This window comes from Bradyrhizobium sp. LeoB3, assembly GCF_055456055.1.
In genome coordinates this window covers 1-25,117 of sequence record NZ_JBVBEF010000024.1, presented here as the reverse complement: position 1 = coordinate 25,117, position 25,117 = coordinate 1, and the positions used below count along the sequence as shown (strand labels likewise).

General features: G+C 58.7%; 20 protein-coding genes and 1 tRNA gene. 15 read left to right on the top strand and 6 right to left on the bottom strand.

The window, feature by feature from the left end; genetic code table 11:
- Window positions 1–292 precede the first annotated feature (292 nt).
- Window positions 293–1,642, bottom strand: coding sequence for a protoglobin domain-containing protein (locus tag ACZXDY_RS17865; RefSeq protein ID WP_464346400.1), 1,350 nt, complete (start codon window positions 1,640–1,642; stop codon window positions 293–295).
- Between the two features lie 301 nt (window positions 1,643–1,943).
- Here ACZXDY_RS17865 and ACZXDY_RS17860 point away from each other — a divergent pair.
- The 8 genes from ACZXDY_RS17860 to ACZXDY_RS17825 all read left to right on the top strand — a co-directional run bounded on the left by ACZXDY_RS17860 (window position 1,944) and on the right by ACZXDY_RS17825 (window position 9,118).
- Window positions 1,944–2,020: transfer RNA gene (locus ACZXDY_RS17860), tRNA-Arg, on the top strand.
- Between the two features lie 207 nt (window positions 2,021–2,227).
- A complete protein-coding gene (locus ACZXDY_RS17855; protein WP_464346399.1) occupies window positions 2,228–2,431 on the top strand; it encodes a hypothetical protein in 204 nt (67 codons plus the stop codon).
- 92 nt (window positions 2,432–2,523) lie between these two features.
- Entirely contained in the window at window positions 2,524–2,739 is a 216-nt protein-coding gene (locus ACZXDY_RS17850) for a hypothetical protein (RefSeq protein WP_464346398.1), read from the top strand.
- Between the two features lie 123 nt (window positions 2,740–2,862).
- Window positions 2,863–3,225, top strand: a complete 363-nt coding sequence (locus ACZXDY_RS17845) for a hypothetical protein (protein ID WP_464346397.1) — start codon at window positions 2,863–2,865, stop codon at window positions 3,223–3,225.
- 99 nt (window positions 3,226–3,324) lie between these two features.
- Entirely contained in the window at window positions 3,325–3,720 is a 396-nt protein-coding gene (locus ACZXDY_RS17840) for a hypothetical protein (protein ID WP_464346396.1), read from the top strand.
- 83 nt (window positions 3,721–3,803) lie between these two features.
- A complete protein-coding gene (locus ACZXDY_RS17835; protein ID WP_464346395.1) occupies window positions 3,804–4,598 on the top strand; it encodes a bifunctional DNA primase/polymerase in 795 nt (264 codons plus the stop codon).
- Between the two features lie 2 nt (window positions 4,599–4,600).
- Window positions 4,601–6,118, top strand: a complete 1,518-nt coding sequence (locus ACZXDY_RS17830; RefSeq protein ID WP_464346394.1) for a DNA primase family protein — start codon at window positions 4,601–4,603, stop codon at window positions 6,116–6,118.
- 816 nt (window positions 6,119–6,934) lie between these two features.
- Entirely contained in the window at window positions 6,935–9,118 is a 2,184-nt protein-coding gene (locus ACZXDY_RS17825; protein WP_464346393.1) for a hypothetical protein, read from the top strand.
- Between the two features lie 490 nt (window positions 9,119–9,608).
- Here the strand turns inward: ACZXDY_RS17825 and ACZXDY_RS17820 are convergent, their stop codons facing one another.
- Window positions 9,609–10,538 (bottom strand): hypothetical protein, encoded by a 930-nt coding sequence (locus ACZXDY_RS17820; protein ID WP_464346392.1) that lies wholly within the window; start codon window positions 10,536–10,538, stop codon window positions 9,609–9,611.
- Between the two features lie 601 nt (window positions 10,539–11,139).
- The gene (locus ACZXDY_RS17815) at window positions 11,140–11,652 is read right to left on the bottom strand and encodes a hypothetical protein (RefSeq protein ID WP_464346391.1); all 513 of its coding nucleotides are present in this window, start codon (window positions 11,650–11,652) and stop codon (window positions 11,140–11,142) included.
- 1,855 nt (window positions 11,653–13,507) lie between these two features.
- Here ACZXDY_RS17815 and ACZXDY_RS17810 point away from each other — a divergent pair.
- Together ACZXDY_RS17810 and ACZXDY_RS17805 are read left to right on the top strand one after the other, a co-directional pair.
- Window positions 13,508–14,395: an alpha/beta hydrolase family protein gene (locus tag ACZXDY_RS17810; protein WP_464346390.1), complete on the top strand. Its 888-nt coding sequence runs from the start codon at window positions 13,508–13,510 to the stop codon at window positions 14,393–14,395.
- A 5-nt stretch (window positions 14,396–14,400) separates the two neighbouring features.
- Entirely contained in the window at window positions 14,401–15,024 is a 624-nt protein-coding gene (locus tag ACZXDY_RS17805) for an invasion associated locus B family protein (protein WP_464346389.1), read from the top strand.
- 16 nt (window positions 15,025–15,040) lie between these two features.
- On the opposite strand, the gene ACZXDY_RS17800 is transcribed toward ACZXDY_RS17805, so the two are convergent.
- Together ACZXDY_RS17800 and ACZXDY_RS17795 are read right to left on the bottom strand one after the other, a co-directional pair.
- Window positions 15,041–15,385 carry a response regulator gene (locus ACZXDY_RS17800; RefSeq protein ID WP_464346388.1) on the bottom strand — a complete coding sequence of 115 codons (345 nt, stop codon included), beginning with the start codon at window positions 15,383–15,385 and terminating at the stop codon, window positions 15,041–15,043.
- Window positions 15,386–15,579: 194 nt separating this feature from the next.
- A complete protein-coding gene (locus ACZXDY_RS17795) occupies window positions 15,580–16,551 on the bottom strand; it encodes a phosphate acetyltransferase (protein WP_464346387.1) in 972 nt (323 codons plus the stop codon).
- A 327-nt stretch (window positions 16,552–16,878) separates the two neighbouring features.
- Here ACZXDY_RS17795 and pflB point away from each other — a divergent pair, with 327 nt between their 5' ends.
- The 5 genes from pflB to fabI all read left to right on the top strand — a co-directional run bounded on the left by pflB (window position 16,879) and on the right by fabI (window position 23,797).
- Window positions 16,879–19,149, top strand: a complete 2,271-nt coding sequence (gene pflB, locus ACZXDY_RS17790; RefSeq protein ID WP_464346386.1) for a formate C-acetyltransferase — start codon at window positions 16,879–16,881, stop codon at window positions 19,147–19,149.
- Between the two features lie 14 nt (window positions 19,150–19,163).
- Complete coding sequence (pflA, locus tag ACZXDY_RS17785; RefSeq protein ID WP_464346385.1) at window positions 19,164–19,991, top strand: pyruvate formate-lyase-activating protein; 828 nt, start codon at window positions 19,164–19,166, stop codon at window positions 19,989–19,991.
- Window positions 19,992–20,021: 30 nt separating this feature from the next.
- Window positions 20,022–21,623, top strand: coding sequence for an aspartate:alanine exchanger family transporter (locus tag ACZXDY_RS17780; RefSeq protein ID WP_464346384.1), 1,602 nt, complete (start codon window positions 20,022–20,024; stop codon window positions 21,621–21,623).
- 45 nt (window positions 21,624–21,668) lie between these two features.
- Window positions 21,669–22,538, top strand: coding sequence for a formate/nitrite transporter family protein (locus ACZXDY_RS17775; protein ID WP_464346383.1), 870 nt, complete (start codon window positions 21,669–21,671; stop codon window positions 22,536–22,538).
- A gap of 476 nt (window positions 22,539–23,014) precedes the next feature.
- Complete coding sequence (fabI, locus tag ACZXDY_RS17770; RefSeq protein ID WP_464346382.1) at window positions 23,015–23,797, top strand: enoyl-ACP reductase FabI; 783 nt, start codon at window positions 23,015–23,017, stop codon at window positions 23,795–23,797.
- 472 nt (window positions 23,798–24,269) lie between these two features.
- Here the strand turns inward: fabI and ACZXDY_RS17765 are convergent, their stop codons facing one another.
- Window positions 24,270–24,824, bottom strand: a complete 555-nt coding sequence (locus tag ACZXDY_RS17765; protein ID WP_464346381.1) for a thioredoxin family protein — start codon at window positions 24,822–24,824, stop codon at window positions 24,270–24,272.
- Window positions 24,825–25,117: the final 293 nt, after the last annotated feature.

The following is a 25,117-nucleotide window of genomic DNA, read 5'->3' as shown; positions in this document are numbered from 1 at the left end:
GATGGCGCTTGTCACGGTGGAACCGTGCGTCCACAGGGTGTGGGCGAGGTCTCATAGCGCATCTGGTCACGTCTGGCTTCGACTAAAATTTTCTAGGAATTTCAAGGCGAAGGACAGCATGCAAGCTGGTGGCGTTCGTCGCAGGCGAGGCTGCCGCCTCGATTTACATAGCGGGCTTGGCTCCGGATGGAACCCACACGACCGCGACGAGGAGGCCGCTTACCTCGCCCGGCCGCCACCGCCTTTGCCCGGCCAGGATGCGGAATCACAGCGGCGTCAGCTCGCAACGTTCTCAGGCGGCCTTCACGGTCGCGAGGAATTTTGACACTTCATTGCGCAGCAGCTCCGATTGCCGCGACAATTCGCCCGCCGCATCAAGCACGTTCGATGCGCTGCCGCCGCTCTCCTTGGCGGCATGCATGACATCCTCGATGTTCTCAGACACGTCCCTGGTACCGACCGCCGCCTGCTGGATGTTACGCGAGATCTCGCTGGTGGCGGCGTCCTGCTGCTCGACGGCGGAGGCGATTGCGCTCGACACTTCGCCCATCGAGCGGATCACGCCGACGATATCACCGATGGCGCTGGTCGACTCCGTGGTCGATTGCTGCATGTCGCCGATCTGCGCGGCGATGTCGGCGGTCGCCTTGGTGGTCTGCTCGGCAAGCGACTTGACCTCCTGCGCGACCACGGCAAAGCCGCGCCCGGCGTCGCCGGCACGCGCCGCCTCGATGGTGGCGTTGAGCGCGAGCAGGTTGGTCTGGCCGGCAATGTCGGTGATGAGACCGACGATGGTGCCGATCTGCTGCGCGGCGGCCGAGAGTTTCTGCATCTTGTCGCCGGCGGCATTGATTGCCGCGGTCGCCTCCGTCGCGATCCGGGCCGAATCGGTGACGCGTTCGCCGATCTCGCGGATCGAACCGGTGAGTTGCTCGACCGCGGCGGCGACTGCGTTGACATTCGTGGTCGCCTCGCGCGAAGCGACCGTGACCAGGCCGGACTTCGCCGAGGTGCGATCGGTCGCGCCTCGCAGCGATTGCGCCGACGCCTGCAACTCGGTGGATGCGGAGGCGACGATGTCGACGACACCGCCGATCGCGCTCTCGAAATCCGTCGCCAGCCGGTCCAGCGTCTGGCGCCGGTCGCGGCGTTCGGCCTCGGTGTAGACGGCGAGCGCAATATCCATGTCGAGCAGTGCCGCGTTGACGATCGCGCGCTGCATCGCGGCCTGCCTCGCCGCCGAGCCGCGGCTCAGCATGCGCGTCGGCATGCGGATCGCGACCTCGCTCACGAGATCTGACAACAGCGCATTGTAGCCGCCGATGTACCAACCCGGCTCGAGCCCGAGCTTGTTGTGAATCTCGCCAATCCGCGTCACGGATGCTTCATAGTCGGCGTCAAAGCGCCCCTCCAGGATGATGGACCAGTGCTTCATCTGCATCTGCTTGGCATGCATCATGTGCTCGCGGCTGCGGAAGAAGCGCGCGGTCTCTGCGAAGCGACTGACGTGGTCGTAGAAGCGGTCAAGGATCCCGGGCAGCGCATCGATGACGAGGCTGCGCGCCTCGCGCAACAGCGCAGTGGTCTTCTGGTCGATGCGATGGAAGGCGAGACGGGTGGCAAGGCTGCCGGCGCTGTTCACAGAGTGCTCCGGATGGGGAAGGAGTGGGGTGGGACGGCTGAAAGCGGCCGCTCTGGATTTTCACGTGATTCGCGGCCGATGACCTTGATCTTGCTCAAGCAAGGTGTGTCGGCCGGTTAACTTGTTGTTCACATCTGGCGTGCGCGTATTCGCGGAAGCAGTCCTTCGGCCAGGTGCGGAAAGCGCGCGCCGGAACCCTGTCTCACGCGGATCATCCGCGAGCGGCGCCGACCGCTGCGGAGTCTGGCGATCGGCCTTTCAGTCTGCTATGAGGTGCCGAAACTCCGAGAGAGGGGTTCGCGGTCCCGTAGCTCAGCCGGATAGAGCGGCGGTTTCCTAAACCGTAGGTCGGATGTTCGAGTCATCCCGGGATCGCCAGAAAAATCAATCATTTAGCGACATCCCGCAAGTCCATTCCATGTCGCGTATGTTGCAAGAAATTCTTCAGTGTTTTCAAATGGCATTTCATGTCACGAATAGCCCGACGCAACATGGCTGCGACATGGAATGCACCGGCCGTTCCGAAGCCCACGCGAGATTGAGCGCCAACTAGAGGACTTGCTGCGCGAGCGCCGACGCCGGGAGATGGACGATCTCCTGCATTCGCTCCCCCAGCTATCACCGGCGGTTCAGCGTGCCGTGGATGCCTTGATCGAGACCTTCCCGCCGAACGGAGACCCGGGGCCGTTGTCGGAAAAAGCGATCTGCGCGAAGATGCTAAAGGCCCGGGGCATTCGGATCGGTTCGCGCGACACGCTGTTCAAAGCTCTTAAACACGTTCGCCGCTGACGGTTGTCCGCAGACAATTTCGGACAACACACTTGATGATCGGCGCCTGAGCACGGCGCAGCATGGTGGCCTCAACACAGAGAGGCCCCGCAATGGTCGACAATATCCAAACATCATTGCCTGACGAGGACGACCTTATCTGGGGCGGCGAGAACATCGGACGCGAAATCAACCGGACTCCCCAGCAATTTTATTATCTCTGGAGTATCGGCGCGCTCAACGGCGCCGTTCGCAAGATCGGACACCGCACGTTTGTCGGCAGCCGCCGACGCCTGCGCGAGCTTGTCTTCAATCCAACAAAACCCTGAAGCGCTCCCGTCGTGCGGCGGGTGTCGCCGGCCGCGCGGAGGTTCAAACCCAACAGGCGACATGGAATGGCCCGGCCCCTCGTGAGGCGAGGGTTCCGGACCGGAAGAAAAAAGGTCAGGACGATGACCCTTCAATATCCTAATGGGGCGGCATTCTCAACCGCGCCCGTCATCGACACTCGCGGTCTGAGCCGCTGCAAGGTGTCGAAAGACCACCGGGTCCGCTTTGCTGTCGAAGCCAGCGAGGGCAAGGTCTTCCTCAAGCTCAGTAAGCAAATGATCGCACAGGCGTTCGGGGTCTCCGTCGCCTCCATCAACCGCGCGCGGAACGGTGGCCGTCCTGAGCGTCGTCAAACCAGCTTCATGCTGGCGAAGCGGATCGCTCGTGCGAGTGATGCTGAAGTCGCCGATGCGGTAGCCGTCCTCGGAGCCGATTGGCTCTTTGCCCGGTTCTTCGAACCCGGCCTGCCGCTGCACCGCGACTAAACACCACGAGCGCTACTGGTCGCCGGAATTGGCGCATCCAGCGGCCAGGCCTTCCACGAACCAGCGCCCGTAAATGCAACCAAACTATGGGAGGGCTACATGGCCCATTTTGACGATGACGACGACGATGGAGTTCCGACCGCAGAAGACCTGGAACGCATCTACGGTGGAAAGTACCTGACGGCGACGTCTCTTGGTGATCGCAAGCTGAAGCTGAAGATTGCCAAAGTGCGCATTGAGACGATGCGCAACAAGGACGGCCAGAACGAGGAAAAGGTTGTCCTCTATTTCGAGGGCGCCAACCAGGGCCTGCCTCTGAACAAGACGAACAAGACCGCCATTGTGGGAGTCCTTGGCGCATCGCCCAAGGCTTGGAAGGGCGCGACGGTTGGCTTGTTTGCCGAGCAAACCCCGGTGGGTCCGGGGCTGCGTTTGGAAGTGATCTCGAAGAAGCCCGCCAGCGATCTGGACGACGATATCCCTTTTGATCGCTAGGTCCGACGACTACCGAGGGCGGCCCACCACAGCTGCCCCCGGCAACTTATCGTCAACATCATTTTACCACGCTGGTTTTATCCATGCCCGCGCCGACTGTCACCTCAATTCGCAACGCCGCTCTGGAGCTTGCCGCTCGCGGCCTGCGGGTTATTCCATGTCGGGTTGGCACCAAGGAACCGCTGTTCAAGAAGTGGCAGCATAAAGCCACGACCGATCAGCGTATCATTTTGGGTTGGTGGGCATCGAGGCCCTTCAACATTGCGATAGCCACCGGCAAGGCCAGCGGCGTCTGGGCCTTGGATGTTGACGGCGATATCGGCGAGGAAACCCTCCGTCAGCTCGAGAGCCGTCACGGTCGCCTTCCAGCGACGGTGGAAGTTATCTCTGGCGACAATGGTCGTCACCTTTATTGGCGCTGGCCTACCGGCATGGAAGTTCGCAACGGACAAGAGCGAGCCGACATTCCGAGCCTGCATGTTCGGGGCACCAACGGTTATTGCCTGGCGCCACCGAGCGTTCATCCCGATACAGGACGGGAATATGCATGGTCAATCGATAGCTCCGACACCTTCGCCAATGCGCCCGCGTGGTTGATTGATCTCGTTGTCAGGAACCACGCCAGCAAGCCCATCACCGTTACGTCGCCGGAAGCGTGGTGCAGTTTTCTCAATACTCGCGTCGAAGGCAGTCATCGCGGTTCGGCCATCGCACGGCTGAGCGGCATGCTGTTGCGCCGGTACGTTCATGCGCTCGTCGCGCTCGATCTGGTGCGCTTCTTCAACGCGCTGCGTTGTGATCCGCCGCTCGACGACAACGAAGTGGTCGAGATCGTAACTTCCATTCTCCGATACGAGAAAGAACGACGCGGGGCATAGCTATGACCATTCGTGAACTGAGGCAGATGGAAGAGGAGTCGCGCAACGATCAGCGCGGTCAGCAACAGGGCAATGGTCCTGCAAAGCTGGTGCTGCCTTCACCGAAAGCACCGATGCAAGTTGCTCGGCAGTTCGTGGCGGAATGTGCGACGCAGGACGGGCACCAGAAAATCCATTACTGGCGCGACGGCTGGTGGATATGGCGCGGTTCGTTCTGGCGGGAAGTGCCAAGTCGAGCCATTCGCTCAACCTTGTACAAGTTCTGCGAATACGCGTGGTATCTCAACAGGGACGGTGAGTTGATTCCATGGGCGCCAAACCGCCATAGCATCGGTGACGTCGCTGATGCTCTGTCGGCGATCTGCATCCTACCTGATGACATTGACCAACCCTGTTGGCTAGATGGCCGTACTTCCGGTCCCATCGTTGCCGCCAAGAATGGCCTGCTTGACGTCAAAACGCGGGAGCTGTTGGCGCATACCCCGCTGTTTTTTAACTCGGTGGCGGTCCCGTTCGACTACGACTCCAACGCGCCGACGCCTGCTAAGTGGCTGCAGTTCATGGATATGCTGTGGCCGCTCGATCCTGATCACGACGGTAGGGACAGATCCGAACCGCTCGCGCTTGGTGAATGGATGGGTTATGTGCTGAGTGGTCGCCTGGATCTGCACAAAATTTTTTTGATGTGGGGTCCGACGCGCGGTGGCAAAGGCATCATTACCCGTATCTTGAGCGCTTTGGTTGGCGAGAGGAATGTCGCGGGGCCGACGTTGTCCAGTTTCGGCAGTCAGTATGGACTCCAACCGTTGGTAGGCAAGACGCTTGCGGTCATCTCTGACGCTCGTTCTGGCCGGACCAACACCGGTCCTGTCGTGACCGAACGGCTGTTGAGCATTTCCGGCGAAGATCCTCTTCCCGTTGAGCGCAAGTACCATGATACGTGGAACGGTAAGCTTCCGTGCCGGCTGCACATCGTCAGCAACGAGTTGCCGGAATTCAGTGACGCCAGCACGGCGATCATTGGTCGTCTCATTGTGGTGCCGACGACGGAGAGCTGGTTGAACCGGGAGGATCACACGCTTGAGGGAACGTTGCGTGAAGAATTGGCCGGCATTCTGAATTGGAGCCTTGATGGCTTGGACAGGCTCGTTGCCAACCGGAATGTCTTCACGCGCGTTGAGAGCGCCGAGGAAGGCATCACGGTTATGCGCGACGTGGCGAGCCCGATTGCTGCCTACGTGCGCCAGAACTGCTGGGTCAAGCTCAACAAGGACGGCACCATGCCTGAGGTCGAGGTCGACTTGCTATATGGGGATTACCTCGTCTGGGCTGAGAACCATGGACATCCTCAGTTGGCCAAGGAGATGTTTGGCCGGGATCTGCGCGCCGTGAAGCCGTCGCTCAAGCTTAGTCGCCGGCGCATCCATCTGCCGAGCGATCCGTCGGATAAGGAGGTTCGGAGGAATTATTACCTCGGCATCCGGCTGAAGACGACGGATGAGGAGTTGGATGAGGTTTAACGCGTTGTAGAGCCCACGTTGTCGGGACACATGTCCCACCATGTCCCACCTGTCCACATGGGACACCCTGGGACGCGTGTCCCAGCAACGTGGCTCGTGGCTTCTACCGAGGGTCGAGGTGAAACAATCCGGTCTGGGACACATGGGACACGCTGGGACATGTGTCCCGACAACGTGGGCTCTACTAGAGATCAGTAAGGCGAAACAATGATTGCCGAGGCCGCGTGCGCATACGGCGGGTTCGTCTTCCACTGCCGCGATTAGCAAGAAAGACCTCTGGGCGGCGCAGGACGTGTGGTCCTGGCGTCAAGAGAATCTCCTGAATTATTTCAAGGGTGAATTTTCACTCAAGTTTGCCGGGCCGGATTAGGCCTAAGTGTCAACGGTGTTCGGTGCTGAATTTGGGGGTCGCATTTTCGCGGCTCGGCCAGAGCGAAGGAGCGCGGCGCGATCAGGCGGCGCCAGCCGCCTCGTGAATTAGTGCCTGCCGCCGCGCAGATAGGTCCCCTTGGTGGCTACGGAGTCGCCTCCTGCGCGCTCTTGCGCGGCGACGGTGTATCGAAACGATCAGCTTGCCGAGTGTCCCAGCGATCACACCCGCGAGAGAAGTCGTGATGTCATCATGCGTGGCGCCGCAAGCGCCCTTCGCCTCTTTGACCTGGCGCTAAAACTACAGCGTTCGATGTCGCGCTCAAAAAAACCGCGCCGAGCGCGGGCAAATGTGAATTATATCACTATTACCCTTCTCCTTTTGGCCTAGGTTCAACGTGTGATTGAGTAATTGGAGTAGTATCTTAGGCCGCGTTGGAGGCTGCGATGGGCATTGTACTGTCTTCCAGTTATTGGGTCGTTCCTGCTCTGCTGCTCCTAGTCGTCGCCTGGAATAAGTTCAACACCCCGCCGACGAATCGCTCGGGAACAACTTTCGCGCTGTTCTCCTTCGGAGCCATATTCTATTACGCATTGATACTAGCACTTTGGCTCTTGGTCTCAGTGAGTGGCATTGGTTTCGGCAGGCTTGTATCGCTCGCAAATTCAGCGTCGCAAGCGCAAATTGCTGAGTACGCTCCCATTTTCGCAGCGCTCATCATTGTTGTAGCGTCGCAATTTCCCCGAGTGGATCGAATTGATACCACGGCGCGAACGTTCTGCTTTAGCCTCGCAGCTATTCCGCGCGAAGCCGATCGGCTATCAGTCGAACTAGCAAGCGCCGACTTTGAGCCACCGACGGAGCAGCTTCGCCGACAAGTCACAAAGTTTATCTCTGAGAACATCAATTCTCTGGCCGTGAATTTTAACAGAGACGGCACGCTTTCCGCCCGCTTCACAAGGGCTGTAGTTTTGCATCGGCTTTTTATTCGGCCAAAGGACGATCTTACCCCACTGGCATTTTCCACGAGCGCCCACGGCAAATCCGCCTATTCTGCAATCATGAACGTCCACGAGACGATGGCGAATCGCGCAAATGCTCGGTACGAAGAAATGATACGTGAGGGCCTCGCCTATTTCACTTCTCCCCATCCAGCGAAGGAACTCGAAGAGGCTCTCAGCAAGACTATTACGGAATTATCGAACCTCGTTTGCAGCCTCATCGCGCGCTATGTCCTTTATTGCGACGTGACTCGGGGGGCTCGACGACAGCGACTCTCGAGCGTGGGTTTTGACGCCACGCACCCTACACCGACCTTTGGTCCGGACCAATGGGCTGCAACAATAGTCGCTGTGGTAATACTGAGCATCGTTACGATGGTTTTGATGCCCGGATCCAAGCATCTGGGAGCCCCTAAGATTCTGACAATTGCGATCACCTATGCGGTCTCGATCGGATTTGCCGTCATGGCCGCGGTCGTTGTCGCCCAACGCTTCATAGAACATCACGAAGGAGAAAAACCAGCATATCCGCCATTCGGCGAGTTGTTGGTCGCAGCCCTTATCGTCATTGGACTATCGATCGCTATAAGAATCGCAATTCCACTCGTCCCCGCTTTTATCGAAGGTAACAGTGCTGGAGCAGCACTGCAGGACGTCGTTAGTCAGTTTCGGGAAAGGCTACCAGGGATCATCACACCATTCATGTGTACGATTTCCCTGGGCCTCCTTTGCTCCTATGTGGACCTTTGGGGCGGAACCTCACTTCGAGTTGCGACGGTTGGTGCAATTGGAAATGGGCTCGCATTTTCGTTGGCAGGCTTTTTTGTAGGAACGATGCTTGACCCCAGCGTGCTGGCTCAGTTCTTCGACCTGAATCCAGATCAAGCAAGGCTCATTATCATCGCCAACAGCGGAATAACCGGAGCGGTGATCGGCGTCATGGTGCTCACGGCGTTCAGAAAATCGGAGCATGCGCGCAAAGATGACGCGGCGCATGCCCTTTCGGAAACGTCATTACCAGTGGGGAGGCTGGAACCTCCTATCCCATCGTCATCAGATACCGCTGCCAAAAATCTCGGCGCATACGCACGCCTGAATGTGGAGGAGTTGGAGGGAAGTTATGTCTGCTTCCGTCCAGGCTTCACTGTGGCCAACCTCATTACCGCGTACCTTGTGGTCATTCGCTGGGACGAAGCCGAGTCTTGCCTTATGTTCGAGGAGCAAGGCCGTGCTGACGCTTCGCACACCCAAAAGGGGCGTATCTATATCCCTGATGGCTCTCCGTTCATCAACCTCATGACAATTGAAAAAGGCGCGATACGCCTGATAACGGTATCCCGCCCGAATAAAGAAGAGCCTGCTCGTGGGCTTATTATGACGTTATCGAACCCACGTGGGATGCATTTCACACCGGCGAGCGCTCCAATCGTGCTAAGACGTGTCCCGAGCGAGATACCTCGACTTGGCTTTCTCCGGCCGGACTCGCCCGACTATGACTCCTACCGTCGAGAACTCGACACGGTGATCCCCGCCTTCGCTTTGTTGAGCATGGTTCCACGACCTGCCGCCGAGCCCGAGCCGGGACCTGCTAGATCGGCGGAGGACGTTCACCTGTCCATCGTGAGGTGAACGGGCTGGCCGGGGGGCATCATCATGTTCATACAAACTGAGCTCAAAGCGTCCGGCGCTGACTCGCAGGCCCTTGTGAGCTCGCCTCACCCGCCGTAACAAAAGACCCGCGCAGATTGGTGCGCGGGCCCTCAGTGGACAGAGCAACTTCGAAAAACGCGTGGGCGGCAAATTCTCTCATGACCTAGAGACCGCCCGCAATGATCGAATCGATGCAGACGAGGCCCACGGCGCCAAAATCGCGCCGCGCGGCGGATTGGACCGCCTCCCTGGTGAATTCCATTAGTGCTATACTCGGTCCAATATCCTCGCGGTGTTTGACCACCCTGGCGCCGAAGGTGTCACCGGATTCTGCGCCGGGGCGTCGCTTCCTCTCGGCTGACCCTATGGAGGCCCTGTGTGCTCAGCTTTAGCGGACTTATAGGTAAACACCTCGATCTCAGAAATTCCAAGCGAATACGCGCTGAGAACGAAATCCCCGACCAATCGCTTAGTACGGCAGCGGATTCTTCTCAGCGATATCGAAGTAAGTTTTAATTGCGTGATCAGCCAATTTTACTGGTGTGAGTTCTCTGCGTTTTTCGTCTTTGGCGACCCAGCCGCTTCGCTCCGCGGACAGCAATTCATATGTGAAGTTGAGGCCACGTAATCTTGTCCCCCGCTCGTAAGAGAAAAAACCGGGAAGCTGGGGAAATCCTTTAAAATAGTCTAGTCTTAATTCAGAATCATCGAGGACATTTGCATAAATTGGATGAAAGTCAGCGATTAGATTGACTGGCGGTATTCCGCTGACGATGCGGTACTGCTGCGAGCGCTGTGATTTCAAATTGGTGGAAGATGCCAACTTTTCGAGCGCCACGGAGAATTTCTCATACGCTTTTTTGGAGGCATTCACTCCAGCTTGGGATTTGTGAAAATCTCGTTTCAAATCTTTTAACTTTGCGGCTCTCGCAAACCGAGCGGCCCGGTCGGTCACCGTCTCTTGGTTGGCTTCACCGCCGCGTTCGGTGACGCGACTCTCGATTACACCTGCGGCGCCTTCAATTCCGAAGCGCTCTAATCCAACGTAAAGGCGGGTTTTGGGCAGCCATGGTGGCATCTGGGGGCTAGGAACAGTCGGGATGAACACGGTAAAATCCCAACCATCCACAAAAGCCCGATTTCGAATTGCGTCCTGCTCGACGCGAGTCCAAGGAGTTTCCCCCCACTCCGGTCTATAGAAAACAGCAACAACGCGGGCCGTCTTACCGTATATCTCGCTAAATTTCTGCTGCCCATCGGTACCGGCTATTTCGCGTTGCCGCTCCGGGTAAATGAACGTCCTCATTCGATCGGACAGGAGGTCGTTTAGCTGGGTCGCCAGGCCCTCGTCTAAGGCGTTAAACGAAAATGCAACGTCGTACTCAAAATCGTCCGCCATCATTTCCACCTGTGATCCCAAGCTCTAGATTGTGCGCCGGTCATTTCCTCAACAATTAGGCTTCTGGCCCTGTCGGTGTAATTCGTTTTCTATACGGTCGAACTCTGAAGCTCGTTTGCACCAAGGCGTAATAGTCTCCATCCCGAAGATTAGGTATGACATCCGGCCTTTGCCTAATGACGCCAGTCCATTGATGCGCTGGCTCTAGAAGGTGAGGAACGTTTTGCGGATAGCCCCTCAATTGAGGATTTGTCACGACGTAACTTTTAATCGGTCGCCGTCTCCAAAAGTAGTAAAATGGAAGACGCTCTTCGATCGCAAGGCTGGTGATCATTGTGGCTGCCGTGCCAACGTTTGTGGCGTTCACAATGACAAGATCTCGCTCATCAAATTCCGGACCGCCCCCGATCACCAGGCCATCGGATATGACAGACATCCGCAAGCGCGGTCCACTGGTAAGCCAATTTCGAAATTGGATGAGCAACGCGCCGGTCGAAACGCAGGCGGCGTAGACCGCGACCCAGACTTCCGGTTTCCAGATCATCGAGCCCCGCAGACCGACGGAATTCTAGCGTTTATTGGGGACGCCCTTGTATTGCTCTCAACGCCCCGACACTGCACGCACCTCAATAAGAGGCTCGGCACCGACCCGAAGATAATCTTCTTTGCTCTGCCAGATTCGCCAGTTCATGAACGGAGTAAAGTTCTCGGGAAACCTATCGGTAAACTTGTTTGTCCTGAGATCGAAATATGATTCTGTGCTTCTATGGTCATCGGGATTTGGTTGAAGCGACAGCCAGACGCCATCAGCATCTACTAGCAGCGCGCCAGCGGCAGTTAGGTGGCTTCTATTGCCAGCCCAGCTTTCGTCGCCGCCAACCAAATCAACGAACCAGTCGTGACCGTATGAGATGCCATTAAGAGTACTGCTGACTCGTCTAAAGACGGGGTATGAGGCCGCCCCAGTGGGCTCCAGAAAGCCGACTAGCCGACCCTCGGGTTCGTTGCCCAAGACGATTGCAAAATGATTGCCGTTTGGCACCCTGAGTTTGACCAACTCACCGGCAGCGGTTTGGTCAAGCGTCTTCGTTGAGATGGTTTGGACCAGTTGCATGTTTGCCCCCATAAGCGTCGCGCAACCATAGCGCGCCGGGGACCGCTCAGGCAACTAGGCTTTAGGCGGCTTTACGTTCAATCCCATCTCCACCAGCCGGCGAGCCGTGCTGGCTTGGCGTCGATCTTAGCTCAAGTATCTGCTTCGCGAATGTAGAAGCCGAGACCAATGCGGCCGGTCATATAACGAGATTCACGAAGCAAAAGGAAGTGGCTATCAATAGATGGCGCACAGGCCAGCGCCATGAGCGTCAACAGGGCCAGCGCGGGCGGCAGTGCGGCGGTTTCGTCGGTATGATGATCCGGAGTGAGAAAAGGCTCTGGCCGAGTTTAATTCGTAAACCCTAAGGATTTACACCGGCATCTGCTGCTTGCCCGGCGTCGGGTTGCGGATGTGGCAGCGCGTTGATCGCGTCCCGCGTCTCCCTAGCCGCTCCCGAAATGGGCCAATTCCGGACTCATGCGCTTGCGGGAGGGGCTTGAAGCAACAGGAGAGTCACAGAGGAGGCGTTTGTTTTCGCCGATTTGAACATCGAATTCGCAAAGTTACGGATGAAGCATGGCCGACAGTGGCGTCTCGCAGGTTGGTCGCCCCAAATGACCTCGCGTGACTTCGTACCCATGCCGACAATTACAGCGAATCACGGCCTGCGATTCAATCCGCCAGCACTAGCGTCGGTCGGTCGGTCAAGCCCAACGCCTCGGTCAATGGTGCTGCTGCTGGTCGACCAAAAAAAGAGAGCCCCCAACTTCCATTGGGGGCTCCGCAGGGTGTCGTCTTCAAGTAGGCGCCAAATGTGAAAAGGGGCATCTCCACATTGAGCGTGGGAAGTGTGCCATGCCGAGGCGTGAGATCAATAACCTGGGTTGTGGGGCTGGTGATCGCCTTCGCCATGTTGTGGCGGGTAGTGCCCCGGCGGGGCGGCTCTTAACCTAGGTGGTAGATCGTGCCGGTTGGCAATGGCACCCTTACGCGGCTGGTGGAGACAGTCCGCTAGGCGCGTTAACTTGCAAATGGACCAGATGAATTCGAAAAATTCGGAAGGTGCCATTCAGATGTTGGTTTGGGCCATTGAGGAAATTGCGAAGACCGGCAACAAAAAGGCCGAGCACCACGCGCGTTTGGCGTTGAAGCACCTTCGGTCATCAGGCGACGAACGCACAATATCTTAGTCAAGCTGCTTGACGCAGGGCGTTGCGTCGATCTCCTCCAGGGCAAGAATTTTGCGACCATTATCAGTCGCGTGCTGCTCAATTCATCCTCGTGAAAGCAGTCGTGACGCGCTATCGCCAGAACACAGCAAACGCGGCCATCATGACCGCCGCCACACAGGCGAGCCCGACAATAAAGGGCATGTCGCGTTTCTCGCGCGGCGTCATGATCACTTCCTCTCGTTGTCTTAACCCGAACCAGCGCTTGCTCATCCGTTTCCGTCGATAGGCGAGAGTGCTGCCCCGACGCGACTTTCTTGGGGAGCGCGCCGGGGCTGCGCTTCCTCTTCGGCCGACCATTGGTTGGAGGAATCGAGATGATCGGCGAGGAGGTTGCACGCCAAGCCAAGCGGCGTGGACAGGAAGTCTGTGCACTTCTGCACCGGAACGGCTCAGATTCGATTCCGCATCGCGAATGCTCCGGGATGCGCGGCGCGCTGCGATGCCGTGTGATGGCCTCGTCCATAAAAAGAGAGCCCCCCGGTAGCTGAAGGTTAACGGAGATGTATCCCCATCGTAGAGTCCGACATGCGGCGGCGCCCCGCAAGCGCCGACGGCGGCCTGGAGCCGATCGAGATTGATCTGGATCAAGCATCGCTTCGGATTCGATCCGTCAAATCGCCTCGTAGCAGCGGAACTCTGATATGGGTCAGGCTTGCTCACGATTTCTGGTGATAGTGCTGTTCGTTCTCCTCAGCCAGATCGCGCCGGCGCGCCCTGACGATCAGCGCGCTGCCGTGCGCATTCAGGAGGAAGTCTGGGCGCTGCCGCTCATCTTGCCGACCATCGTCTACGTCGCGCGCCCGGTCGGCGACGGCCCCTTCCCGCTCGCCATCATGAATCACGGGGTGTCACTCGATCCCGTGCAGCGCAGCTTCTTTCCGCTGGTCGAATTCCGCGACGCCGCCATGTGGTTTGCACGACGCGGCTATCTCGTGGCGGCCCCCGTCGGGTCGGGCTACGGCGCCTCGGCCATCGACATACCCGAGCGCGGACTTTACGGACCGTTTTTCTCCAAGATCGGCAATTGCACCAACCCGAACTTCCGCGATGCCGGCATGGCCGTTGCGCAGCTCAACCTCTGGATCATCGACTACATGGCTGCCGAGAAGAAGATTGTGCCGAAGGATGTCATCGTGATCGGTCAATCGGCGGGCGGCTGGGCGTCGATTGCACTTTCAAGCGTAAACCCGGCGCAAGTCGGAGCCATCATCACGTTTGCGGCCGGACGCGGCGGCCGCGTCGGCGGCAAGCCGAACAACAATTGCGCGCCGGACCGGCTGGTGGATGCCACCGCTGAATTCGGCCGCACCTCGCGGGTGCCGATGCTCTGGATCTACATTGAAAACGACACGTTCTTCGGCCCGGCGCTCTCGAAACGGATGCACGAGACCTTCACCGCCGCAGGCGGCAACGCCGAATACCACCTTCTGCCGCCGTTCGGTGACGAAGGGCATTTCCTGGTCGGCTCGGCTGACGCCATCCCGATCTGGGCGCCGCTCGTCGGCGCGTTCCTGGACAGGCACAGGTAGCGATGGTGACCGGCGCGAAGAGCATAGCGATGACGATGCAGCCTCTTAGACCGTTTCCGATCCTGCTCCTCGGCATCACTTTGATGTTGTCAACCATAACGGCGGGCGGGCCGGCGTATGGACAACAGACGGTTGGCGCGCAACCCGGGGGAGCCGAAATCGCGCCTCGCGGCCAGCGTGAAGCGCGCGACATCAAGTTTGGTGATTGGGAGAAGGTCTGCTTCAAGCCCGGCGGCGCGAAGATGGTCTGCCGCACCACGCTCATGGGCACCTTCAATACCGGTCAGATTGCGGTCCGTGTCTATCTGACCGAGCGCGAGAATAACGACGGCGCGCGGCTACAGCTTTTCTTGCCGGTCGGCCTCTATCTGCCCGCCGGCGCCACGCTGACGGTCGACCAGGGCACAACCTATCGACTTCCGTTTACGTGGTGTCTCACCAACACCTGCATCGCGGGCGACCGCGCCAACCCGAACCTGCTGCGCGACATGGAAGCCGGCCACAAACTCGTTCTGCAAGTGGTCGACACTAACTTGCTGGCAGTGAGGACGGCACTCCCGCTCGATCAATTTGCGACCACACGCAAAGGCGCACCTGCCCGCGTTTTCGAACAGGATATCGATGACTGAGGACCGATAAGTTCCGCTAGGCGAGAGCGGCCGCCATTTTTTCGATCGGCGCGATCAGTGATTTCGCCGCAAACGGCTTGGTCAGGTAAGCGACACATCCCGACTCCGTCGCTGCCGTGCGGTTCGCATGGCTGTCGTTGCCGGTGATATAGATGACCGGCAACGTGACGCCCTTGTCCAGGAGCTGGCGACGCAGATCAATGCCGGATTGACCATTCAAGTTGATATCCAGGATGATGCAGAAAGCGCTACCAAAATCGCCATGGCCGAGCAGAGCGCTGGCGGAATCGAACAGCGTCGTATCAAAGCCGTGTTGCCTCAGCAGGGCGCTTAAGGCTCCTGAACATGGATCGGTCGTCATCTACGACAAACACAGATCTTCGATTCGACAAGACGCTTGGCTTCAGCTTTTCGAGGATGTTTCCGGCTGTCTTTTGCCGCGGTGGCGGCCGACTGCGAGGCCCTTGATCTGCCGCCGCAGCCCCTCAATCGAAAAGATCTGGAACTTGACGCTGGAGGAACCCGCATTGACGACAAGGATCGTATCCATGGCGATCACGCGGCGGCAATTGGGGTAAGTCGGCGCCGCGCATCGGCATAGAGCGCCGCGACCGCACAGGAGGCCATGCGCGCCCGCGGCGAATCGGCGCGGGACGTCAGAACGATCGGCACCCGCGCCCCGAGCACGATGCCGGCGCCGTCGGCCTTGGCGAAGTACGCAAGATTCTTTGCCAGCATATTGCCGGCTTCGAGGTCAGGAACGACCAGGATCTGCGCGCGCCCCGCGACCTCAGACTTTATTCCCTTGATCCTGGCCGCTTCCACGTCGATCGCATTGTCAAAGGCAAGCGGTCCGTCAAGCAGCCCGCCCGTGATCTGCCCGCGATCCGCCATCTTGCAGAGCGCCGCTGCCTCGATGGTAGATGGGATCTTGGAGGTGACAGTTTCGACCGCTGACAGGATCGCCACCCGCGGCCACGTCCCGAACCCGGCCTGCGTGAAGAGATCGATGGCATTCTGGATGATATCCCGCTTGCCATCGAGATCGGGGAAAATATTGATGGCGGCATCCGTCACAAACACGGTGTCGGCGTAGGCCGGGACATCCATCACGAACACGTGGCTGATGCGCCGATCGGTCCGCAAGCCGGTGGCTTTCGCCGTGACACTGCGCATCAGTTCGTCAGTGTGCAGGCTGCCCTTCATCAGCATTTCGCCCTTGGCTGCGTGGATCAGTTCGACGCCTTTGACAGCCGCGGCCTCGCTATGGGGGGTATCGACGATCTCAAATCCGGAAATATCGAGACCATGTTGGCTTGCGGTATTCCTGATCTTCGTTTCAGGCCCGACCAGAACCGGCCGGATGACGCCGGCCGCAGCGCTATCGACCGCACCACGCAGCGATGTTTCGTCGCAGGGATGCACGACAATAGTCGATACCGGCTGCAAGGCTTTCGTGGCCGCGATCAAACGGTCATATTTGCTATGGGATCGCGCTTCGCTGCCATCGGCTGCCACGGAATTCATGGTGTTGCTCCAGGTCGTTGCACCAGCGTTACGACGCCTCCCTGGATCAGAAGCGCCATCGCTGGAGCGTCTTTGATCTAGGTCAATGGCTGGGCCTCTCTTCGCTAATGCGGGCCAATACCTCAGAGCTGCGCCGTGGGAGGGGCATCCAAGATTGTGCGCAAGGGTTGGCTCGGCCGTGGGCGAACCACGGAGCGTCTCTCTGGCTTGACATAGATCAAGCGCGGGGCAGCCAGCACTACCATGATCGACGTGCCTCGCACCAGTCGCGCGTCTGATCAAGCCCGCGCGCCAGATCAAGCGATCGTCCACCGCTGGGAGAGCACCATGAAGGCAAGCGCAACTCTGAGGAAAGAAGCCGATGCTGGAGATTGCTGGAAGGGTTTTCAGCCTGGCGATTGGGTTACTTCCATCAACATTCGCGATTTCATCGTCCGGAACGTCACGCCTTACACCGGAAATGAGGATTTCCTCACGGAGGCATCGCAGCGCACCAAGGCCGTTTGGGCGAAACTGCAGCCGTACTTTGCCGACGAACGGAAAAAAGGCGTGCTTGCGGTCGATGCCCAAACACCGTCAACGATGCTGGCTCATGCGGCTGGCTACATCGATCGAGACAATGAAATCATTGTAGGACTTCAGACCGACCAGCCTTTCAAGCGCGCCATTTTCCCCTTCGGTGGGCTGCGGATGGTCGAAGCAGGCCTCAAGGCCGCCGGCTTCGAACCCGATTCACGGGTGCACGAAGCCTTCACGAAGTATCGAAAATCGCACAATGACGGCGTGTTCGACGCCTATACGCCCGAAATCATGAATTGCCGGAGGTCCGGGATCATCACTGGCCTGCCGGACGCCTATGGCCGCGGTCGGATCATCGGCGACTACCGGCGGGTGGCTCTTTACGGGATCGATCGGCTCCTCGAGGCCAAGCGTGCAGAGCGGGCGCAGCTCGACGACATGTGGCCAACTGATGAAATCATTCGACAGCGCGAGGAACTTGCCGAGCAAATGCGCGCGCTCGAGGACCTTGCCTCGATGGCGAAGCTATACGGCTACGACATATCGAGGCCGGCGACTAATGCCAACGAAGCATTCCAATGGACCTATTTCGCCTATCTGGGCGCGATCAAGGAAGCGAACGGCGCCGCAATGTCTATCGGCCGCATCTCGAGCTTCCTCGACATCTACATCGAACGCGACCTGAGGGGCGGTGTCCTCGACGAAGCTGGCGCTCAAGAGCTATGGGACCAACTGGTGCAGAAGCTTCGTATCGTCCGGTTCCTCCGCACGCCTGAATACGACGCGCTGTTCAGCGGCGATCCCTATTGGGCAACCGAATGCGTCGGCGGAATGGATCTAGATGGACGCGCCCTAGTGACAAAGAGCAGCTATCGGATGCTGCACACCCTCGGCAATCTCGGCCCGGCACCTGAACCGAACATAACTGTTCTTTGGTCAAAGCACATGCCGGAGGCCTTCAAGCGCTACTGCGCCAAGGTCAGCCGTGACACGTCTTCGCTGCAATATGAGAACGACGATCTCATGCGGCCATTCTGGGGAGACGACTACGGCATCGCCTGCTGTGTTTCGGCAATGCGGCTTGGCAAGCAAATGCAGTTCTTCGGTGCCCGCGTCAATCTGGCAAAAGCGCTGCTCTACGCTATCAACGGAGGTCGCGACGAGATATCCGGCGAACAGGTCGCGCCCGAGACACTGCCGGTCACCGGCGATTTCCTAGACTTCGACGACGTGATGGCCAAGTTCGACACCACAATGGAGTGGCTCGCCCGCACCTACGTGCATGCGATGAACTGTATCCATTACATGCATGACAAATATTTCTACGAACGCCTGGAGATGGCGCTTCATGATCGCGACATTCTGCGAACCATGGCGTTCGGGATAGCCGGACTTTCGGTGGTCGCTGATAGTCTGAGCGCGATCAAGTACGGAAAGGTCCACGTTGCGCGTGACCCGAATGGATTGATAGTCGACTATCAGAACGAAGGTAACAATGCGACACCGCAATTCGGCAACAACGACGATCGTGTCGATCAAATCGCGTCGAGCATCGTCACCAGCTTCATGGAGAAGATCCGCAAGCACCCCACGTATCGGAACGCGACACATACGCAGAGCGTCCTGACGATCACCTCCAACGTCGTGTACGGCAAGGCTACGGGTAATACCCCGGACGGACGGCGGAAAGGCGAGCCATTCGGGCCGGGAGCGAATCCGATGCACGGCCGGGACAGTCATGGCTGGCTGGCTTCATGCCTGTCGGTGGCGAAGCTTCCCTACAGGGATGCGCAAGACGGCATCAGCTACACAGTTTCGGTCGCTCCACAGAAGGCGCACTTGTCGGGGAGCCAGCTGATCGATGAAGCCGTCAAGGCGTTCGACGTCTACTTTGAGCGAGGCGGATTCCACATGAACCTGAACGTGATCGACAGGGACACGCTCGAGGACGCGATGAAGAATCCGGACAAATACCCGCAGCTCACGATCCGCGTGTCCGGCTATGCCGTGAACTTCGTTCGCCTGACCCCAGAGCAACAAAGGGACGTGATCAGTCGCACTTTCCACGGGCAAATCTGAGCCAGGAGGCAGAGATGTCGAGGGTGCAGGCAATTGAACCAGGAAGCCGTCATGAGCTCCGGGTTGGAATCTCGCCCGACGCCCCTGACGAAGACCAGATCAAGGACGAGGAAGGTGCATTCGGGTATTGCCACTCCTATGAGACGTCGTCACGCTACGACGGACCGGGTCTGCGCGTCGTGCTATTCGTCTCGGGATGCCTGCTGAGGTGTACGTACTGCCACAATCCGGACACCTGGCACCTCAAGGACGGCACCTACGTGTCGGTCGATCATGTGCTCCGTCGGCTGGGCGATTTCGCGCCCGCACTTCTCAGCCTTGGTGGAGGCCTGACGATATCGGGCGGCGAACCGATGGTGCAGCTTGCCTTCACCCGACGAATATTTGCCGGCGCCAAGGAAATGGGCCTGCATACGGCTGTCCAGACTTCCGGATTCTTGGGCGATCGAGCGGATGAGACGTACCTGTCGGCGATCGATCTCGTTCTGCTCGACATCAAGAGCTCGGATCCTGACACCTATCGTCGCGTGACCGGCCGCGACCTCGCGCCGACGCTGCGCTTCGCGGAGCGCCTCGCCTCGCTATCCAAGCCGGTCTGGGTCCGATTCACGCTCGTTCCCGGCGAAACCGACGATGCAGCGAATGTCGACGGCATTGCCCGGTTCGTCGCGCCGATGAAGAACGTCGAATGGGTCGAGGTTCAACCTTTCCATCAGATGGGCTCATTCAAGTGGAAGGCGATGGGGCTCGAATACAAGCTCCTTAATACTCCGCCGCCGAGCCGGGACTTGGTGAACAGAGTCATCGGACAGTTCCGAGCCGCCGGCTGTCAGGCACGCTAAGCGACTAGCAATCTACCGGGGAGATCAGCCATGTTGGACCTTGCCCGCGAGATCATCGGAAGCCAACCTATACTGACGGCCTTCCTCGCCATCGGATTAGGCTACCTGGTTGGTGAGATTAGCATTGGCGGATTTTCGCTTGGGGTCGGTGCCGTTTTGTTCGTTGGCCTCGCCATCGGAGCATTCGCGCCAAAGGCCCAGATCATCGGACCGATCGGCCTGACGGGCCTGATCATGTTCCTCTACGGGATCGGCATCCTCTATGGCCGTCAGTTTTTCGAGGGCATGGTGGGCGTCGGACAGAAGTACAATCTGCTGGCATTAGTCGCTTGTCTAGCGAGCCTGCTCGTTGCGCTCGGCCTGGGACACATCTTCGGGATCAAGATCGGACATACGCTGGGAATCTACGCCGGATCAATGACGAGTACCGCTACTCTCCAGGCGGCGCTCGACGTCATGAAGAACAAGGATCCGTCGATCGGCTATTCCATCGCATACCCCTTCGGCGTGATCGGACCGATCCTCTGCATCTACTTCATGACGCGGGTCGTGAAACCCAAATTCCCTGCAAAGGCGCAGCGTTTCCACATGGGTGAGATTTCGGTCGGCGAAGGCTTTGCGGGCAAGCGGCTAAGCGAGTTGATGAACGAAGTGCTCGGCGACCTGCAGGTGACCATGATTCGAAAGGGCGAACGCAATATTGTCCCGACGCCCGATACTCTCTTGTCCGCCGGCGACGGCGTCCTGGTCGTTGCCGAGCGCGAAGAGGCGATCGCGAGGGCGGCCGCCCGGCTTGGAAGGCTAGAGCCCGGTCGGTTGGCCAGCGATCGCGCCGACCTCGACTACATCCGCGTTTTCGTTGGAAAGGCCAATGTGGTAGGTGTGCCCCTCGCTCGTCTTCCGATGCCTGCCGGTTACCCAACCCACCTGCTGCACGTTCGACGGTACGATGCCGACCTCGTGCCTGCGCCCGACCTGATGCTGGAATTCGGCGATCGGGTCGGAGTGCTGACGCCACCCGACCGAAAGGAAGAGATTCGCCGCCACTTCGGCGACACGGTCAAGGCGGCCGCGGAGTTCAGCTATGTATCCCTCGGGATCGGAATGGTCCTTGGCGTTCTTCTGGGGCTTATTCCTATCCCCATTCCGGGTGTGGGCGTCGTCACGCTCGGCATTGGCGGCGGACCGCTGATCGTCGCTCTCATCCTTGGCAAATTGCGCCGCACCGGCCCCATGCTTTGGACCATGCCACTGCCCGCGAACATCGTGCTTCGAAATTTCGGACTTGCGATGTTTCTTGCTACTGTTGGCGTCAACGCAGGACAGCCGTTCGTCCGTACCGTCGCGGAGTCCGGGTTGACGATGCTGTTCATCGGTGTCGCAGTTCTGCTGACAACTGTGGTCATCGTCTTGCTGGCCGGCCATTATCTCCTGAAAATTCCGTACGACGATCTGGTTGGCGTGGCGTCTGGCGCAACAGGAAATCCCGCCATTCTCGTTTATTCCACTAAGATGGCGCCCACCGAGCGTCCCGACATCGGGTACGCCATGATCTTCCCATCGATGACGCTTGTGAAGGTGATTGCGGCGCAGATTGTGGGCCTTTTGGCTCTAGGCGGCTCTGCCGGCTAGCGACGCAGCCGTCGTGATGGCAACGGCCCGCGTGGGAGACACAGCATGGCTGACCGATTACCTGTGCCGCAGCAACCTATCTTCAATTTAAGCGCTTACAGTCCGGCCGAGATCAAGGAGGCAGTCGAAAAAGTCGGAGTCAAGAAGGCGAACCTGCCAGTTCAAGCCTCCTTCATGCTGGCGATGGTCGCAGGCGGCAGCATCGGCCTCGGCGCAGTTTACTATACCATTGTCGCCAGCGACGCGGAGTTGAGCTTCGCCACCATCCGTGTGGTCGGCGGACTGACGTTCTCTCTCGGACTGGCACTTGTCCTGATCGCAGGCGCTGAGCTGTTTACGGGCAACAACCTTATCGTGATGGCCTGGGCAAGCGGCAGAGTCTCCATGAGGCAGATGCTGCGCAATTGGGTGGTCGTGTATTGCGGCAACCTCGTTGGATCCCTTGGACTCGTCGTCCTGGTGTTTTTCTCACATCATCTCGACATGAATGGTGGTCGCATCGGGTTATCCGTATTGAATACCGCGGTCGGAAAAATTCAGCCTGATTTTGTGACGCTGTTTTTCAAGGGCATCCTATGCAACTTGCTCGTTTGCCTGGCCGTTTGGCTTGCGTATGCGGGCCGGTCGGTGACCGACAAGATTGTCGGGGCCATATTGCCGGTCTCCGCCTTCATCGCAGCCGGCTTCGAACACTGCGTCGCCAATATGTATTTTCTCCCCACGGCATGGCTGCTGAAGCAGACGGGCAATGTTCCACCCGATTTCGACGCCTCGCTCATTACGATATCCGGAATTCTCCATAATCTCGTTCCGGTCACACTCGGCAATATCGTGGGGGGTGCCGGCCTGGTCGGTGCTGTTTACTGGGTCATCTATCGCGCAGCGTTTGGCGCGGCATATCTAGGCGAGAAATGACCGAGCGCCGTGACGGCTGCCCCAATTCGCACGCGGCTTCAATCTACCTTACCGGCGCTCCGGTCGGGACGAGCTGAACATCGATTGATTTGGATCAAGCATGGCGCTGCACCGATCAGAAAAGTTGCTTGCAGCGACGGGTGGGAGAATTCCGTCATGGATCTCACCCCCGTCAAGCAAGCCGCATACACGGAAATATCGCCATGCCGCTAGACACAGCTACTTGGGAGCCAAACAAGGATATGCCCGTTGGTAAGGGCGCAACGGTTCAGCAGTTCTTTGCGAGGGTCGGGAAGGATCAATTCGAGATTAGCGTCGCTCCCTGGGGCGAAGGCCAGTTGACCGTGAATGGTAGGGAAATAGCTCGGACCGCCGAGGCCAGGGATCGGCGCCAGGCATTTTCCAGCCTGAAGCAAGCCGCCGAAAGATACATCCGTGGGGAGCCGGTCGATTTGACCGGGAATGGAAAGATTCGATTGATCCCCGCCGTCAAGGCCAAGCTGCTCCAGGGGAAAAAGGGCCTTGTGGTGGGCATCGCGAACCAGCGATCGATCGCGTGGGGATGTGCCGCCGCGTTCCGCGCATTTGGCGCTGACTTGGCCATTACCTACCTGGACGACAAAGCCAAGAAACATGTCGATCCGCTGGCGCGCGAGCTTGAGTGCAAGATAGTCATGCCGCTCGACGTCCGTGTCCCCGGACAGATGGAGGCCGTGTTCGATACTATTTCAAAGCAATGGGGCAGGCTGGATTTCGTCGTGCATTCGATTGCGTTCGCACCACGGGATGCGCTGCATGGACGGGTTGTCGACGTGTCTTTGGAAGGCTTTTTGACCACCATGCAGGTCTCATGCTGGACATTCCTTCAGATGGCGCGACTGGCCGAACCCTTGATGAAGAAGGGAGGCACACTGTTCACCATGACCTATTATGGCAGCCAGACGGTGGTGAAGAACTACAACATCATGGGCGTGGCGAAAGCGGCTCTCGAGAGCGCCGTCAAGTACGCATCCGCCGAGCTTGGCCCAAAGGGCATTCGCGTGCACGCGATCTCACCCGGGCCGCTTGCGACACGCGCTGCGTCCGGCATTCCCGAGTTCGACAAGCTACTGGAGAAAGCGAAAGCCAAGGCGCCGGCGCGCAGCCTCGTGAGCATCGAGGACGTTGGCGCCGCGACTGCGTTCTTGGCTCATGACGCAGCGCGACTGATCACTGGTGACACGATTTACATTGATGGAGGATATCACGTCGTCGATTAAGGTCTGGCTGGGAGAGGCCTGCTGGCTGAACACTAGCTCTTGAAAAGGCCTGCCGGCCCCGCCGGGAGGCCCATACGCGATGGGTGCACTTCTAGAGAAAGCCCATCGCGACAACGGGGGCCGTAAACAAACGGTCAGTGCCGCGTCCGCTTGTAAGGTCACTAACCTACACCCGTTGCGCGCTGCCTGCATTGTCATGATCGACGGGAGATGGTCCTTCACGGGCGGGGGGCGGATGCGAAAAAAGTGACTGGTAGCATTTCCGAGCGCGGCGGCGCTCCAAGGTTAGCGGCCGCAGGTTGGGGGAAAATTTCCCGCGTGCACATGTGCCCAGCAGGCATGTAGTAACGTGATCTAAAGTCGCCCCATAAAGTCTGCCTGTGCTCCAAATGACTAGAGAACGGACGGCATCCTTCAAATGACTCCACTTTGTCGTCCAACGCGTAGCTGGTGGGGCGCTTAGGGCTCGGCTTTAATCGTCCTTCCATTTGATCGAGCAGCCAATAGACGCTTTTTGGTCAGCCGGCGCCGCACCGGTGCTCGCAATCCCACGCATAGCCTCGACAAGCTCTCGGGGCGCCCCCGCGCGAGGCGGAGTTGTGCGGCCCTCGTCGAGCCGGCCGCGATACTTGAGCTTGCGGTCGGCATCGTAACCGAAGAAGTCCGGCGTGCAGACCGCCCCATAGGCCCGAGCGACTGTCTGCGTCTCGTCGTGGAGGTATGGAAACGGAAAATCATGAGCCTTGGCGAAACGCTTCATGTTCTCAAATGAGTCTTCGGGATAGCTCGCCGCATCGTTCGAGCAAATCGCCGCAAAGCCGATGCTCTCCGACATCAGCACACGGGCATCCGAAACTATGCGGTCGATCACCGCTTTAACATAGGGACAATGGTTGCAGATGAAGACGACGACCATGCCTTTTTCGCCCGCCACGTCGTCCAGTGCGTAAGTCTTGCCGTCGGTGGCCGTAAGCCGGAACTCCGCCGCCGGCGTATCAAGAACGGGCTGGCTAGCTGTTGCCGCCATATCGCACCTCCTTGTGCCCAAACGTAGCTGACAACGGCCTGCTGGGGCACAGTTTCCAAAGCCTGTTCGCCAGTCGATAGAGAGGCCGTCGCCAGTGAGGGCGGGCGCCCAATTTTGGGGTACTTGGCGCTTCTGGTCTACCCCGAGGAGCCGACTATTCCAGAGCCATGCTGAACTTCGCGTTAGGGCCAACAGGCGACACGCGCGGCTTGACCGATCACTGAACAAGCATGTGCTCCATGGCGTCCGGCCCGCCAAGCCCGGGACGCCTCAGCGACAAGATTAAGGGAAAG

Coding starts and splice junctions, on each gene's coding strand:
- ACZXDY_RS17810 (WP_464346390.1), top strand. CDS start 13,508: ATGGGTCAGGCTTGCTCACGATTTCTGGTGATAGTGCTGTTCGTTCTC.
- ACZXDY_RS17845 (WP_464346397.1), top strand. CDS start 2,863: ATGACCCTTCAATATCCTAATGGGGCGGCATTCTCAACCGCGCCCGTC.
- ACZXDY_RS17820 (WP_464346392.1), bottom strand. CDS start 10,538: ATGGCGGACGATTTTGAGTACGACGTTGCATTTTCGTTTAACGCCTTA.
- ACZXDY_RS17855 (WP_464346399.1), top strand. CDS start 2,228: ATGGACGATCTCCTGCATTCGCTCCCCCAGCTATCACCGGCGGTTCAG.
- ACZXDY_RS17830 (WP_464346394.1), top strand. CDS start 4,601: ATGACCATTCGTGAACTGAGGCAGATGGAAGAGGAGTCGCGCAACGAT.
- pflB (WP_464346386.1), top strand. CDS start 16,879: ATGAAGGCAAGCGCAACTCTGAGGAAAGAAGCCGATGCTGGAGATTGC.
- ACZXDY_RS17795 (WP_464346387.1), bottom strand. CDS start 16,551: ATGAATTCCGTGGCAGCCGATGGCAGCGAAGCGCGATCCCATAGCAAA.
- ACZXDY_RS17765 (WP_464346381.1), bottom strand. CDS start 24,824: ATGGCGGCAACAGCTAGCCAGCCCGTTCTTGATACGCCGGCGGCGGAG.
- ACZXDY_RS17835 (WP_464346395.1), top strand. CDS start 3,804: ATGCCCGCGCCGACTGTCACCTCAATTCGCAACGCCGCTCTGGAGCTT.
- ACZXDY_RS17825 (WP_464346393.1), top strand. CDS start 6,935: ATGGGCATTGTACTGTCTTCCAGTTATTGGGTCGTTCCTGCTCTGCTG.
- ACZXDY_RS17775 (WP_464346383.1), top strand. CDS start 21,669: ATGGCTGACCGATTACCTGTGCCGCAGCAACCTATCTTCAATTTAAGC.
- ACZXDY_RS17850 (WP_464346398.1), top strand. CDS start 2,524: ATGGTCGACAATATCCAAACATCATTGCCTGACGAGGACGACCTTATC.
- ACZXDY_RS17840 (WP_464346396.1), top strand. CDS start 3,325: ATGGCCCATTTTGACGATGACGACGACGATGGAGTTCCGACCGCAGAA.
- ACZXDY_RS17800 (WP_464346388.1), bottom strand. CDS start 15,385: ATGACGACCGATCCATGTTCAGGAGCCTTAAGCGCCCTGCTGAGGCAA.
- ACZXDY_RS17780 (WP_464346384.1), top strand. CDS start 20,022: ATGTTGGACCTTGCCCGCGAGATCATCGGAAGCCAACCTATACTGACG.
- ACZXDY_RS17815 (WP_464346391.1), bottom strand. CDS start 11,652: ATGCAACTGGTCCAAACCATCTCAACGAAGACGCTTGACCAAACCGCT.
- pflA (WP_464346385.1), top strand. CDS start 19,164: ATGTCGAGGGTGCAGGCAATTGAACCAGGAAGCCGTCATGAGCTCCGG.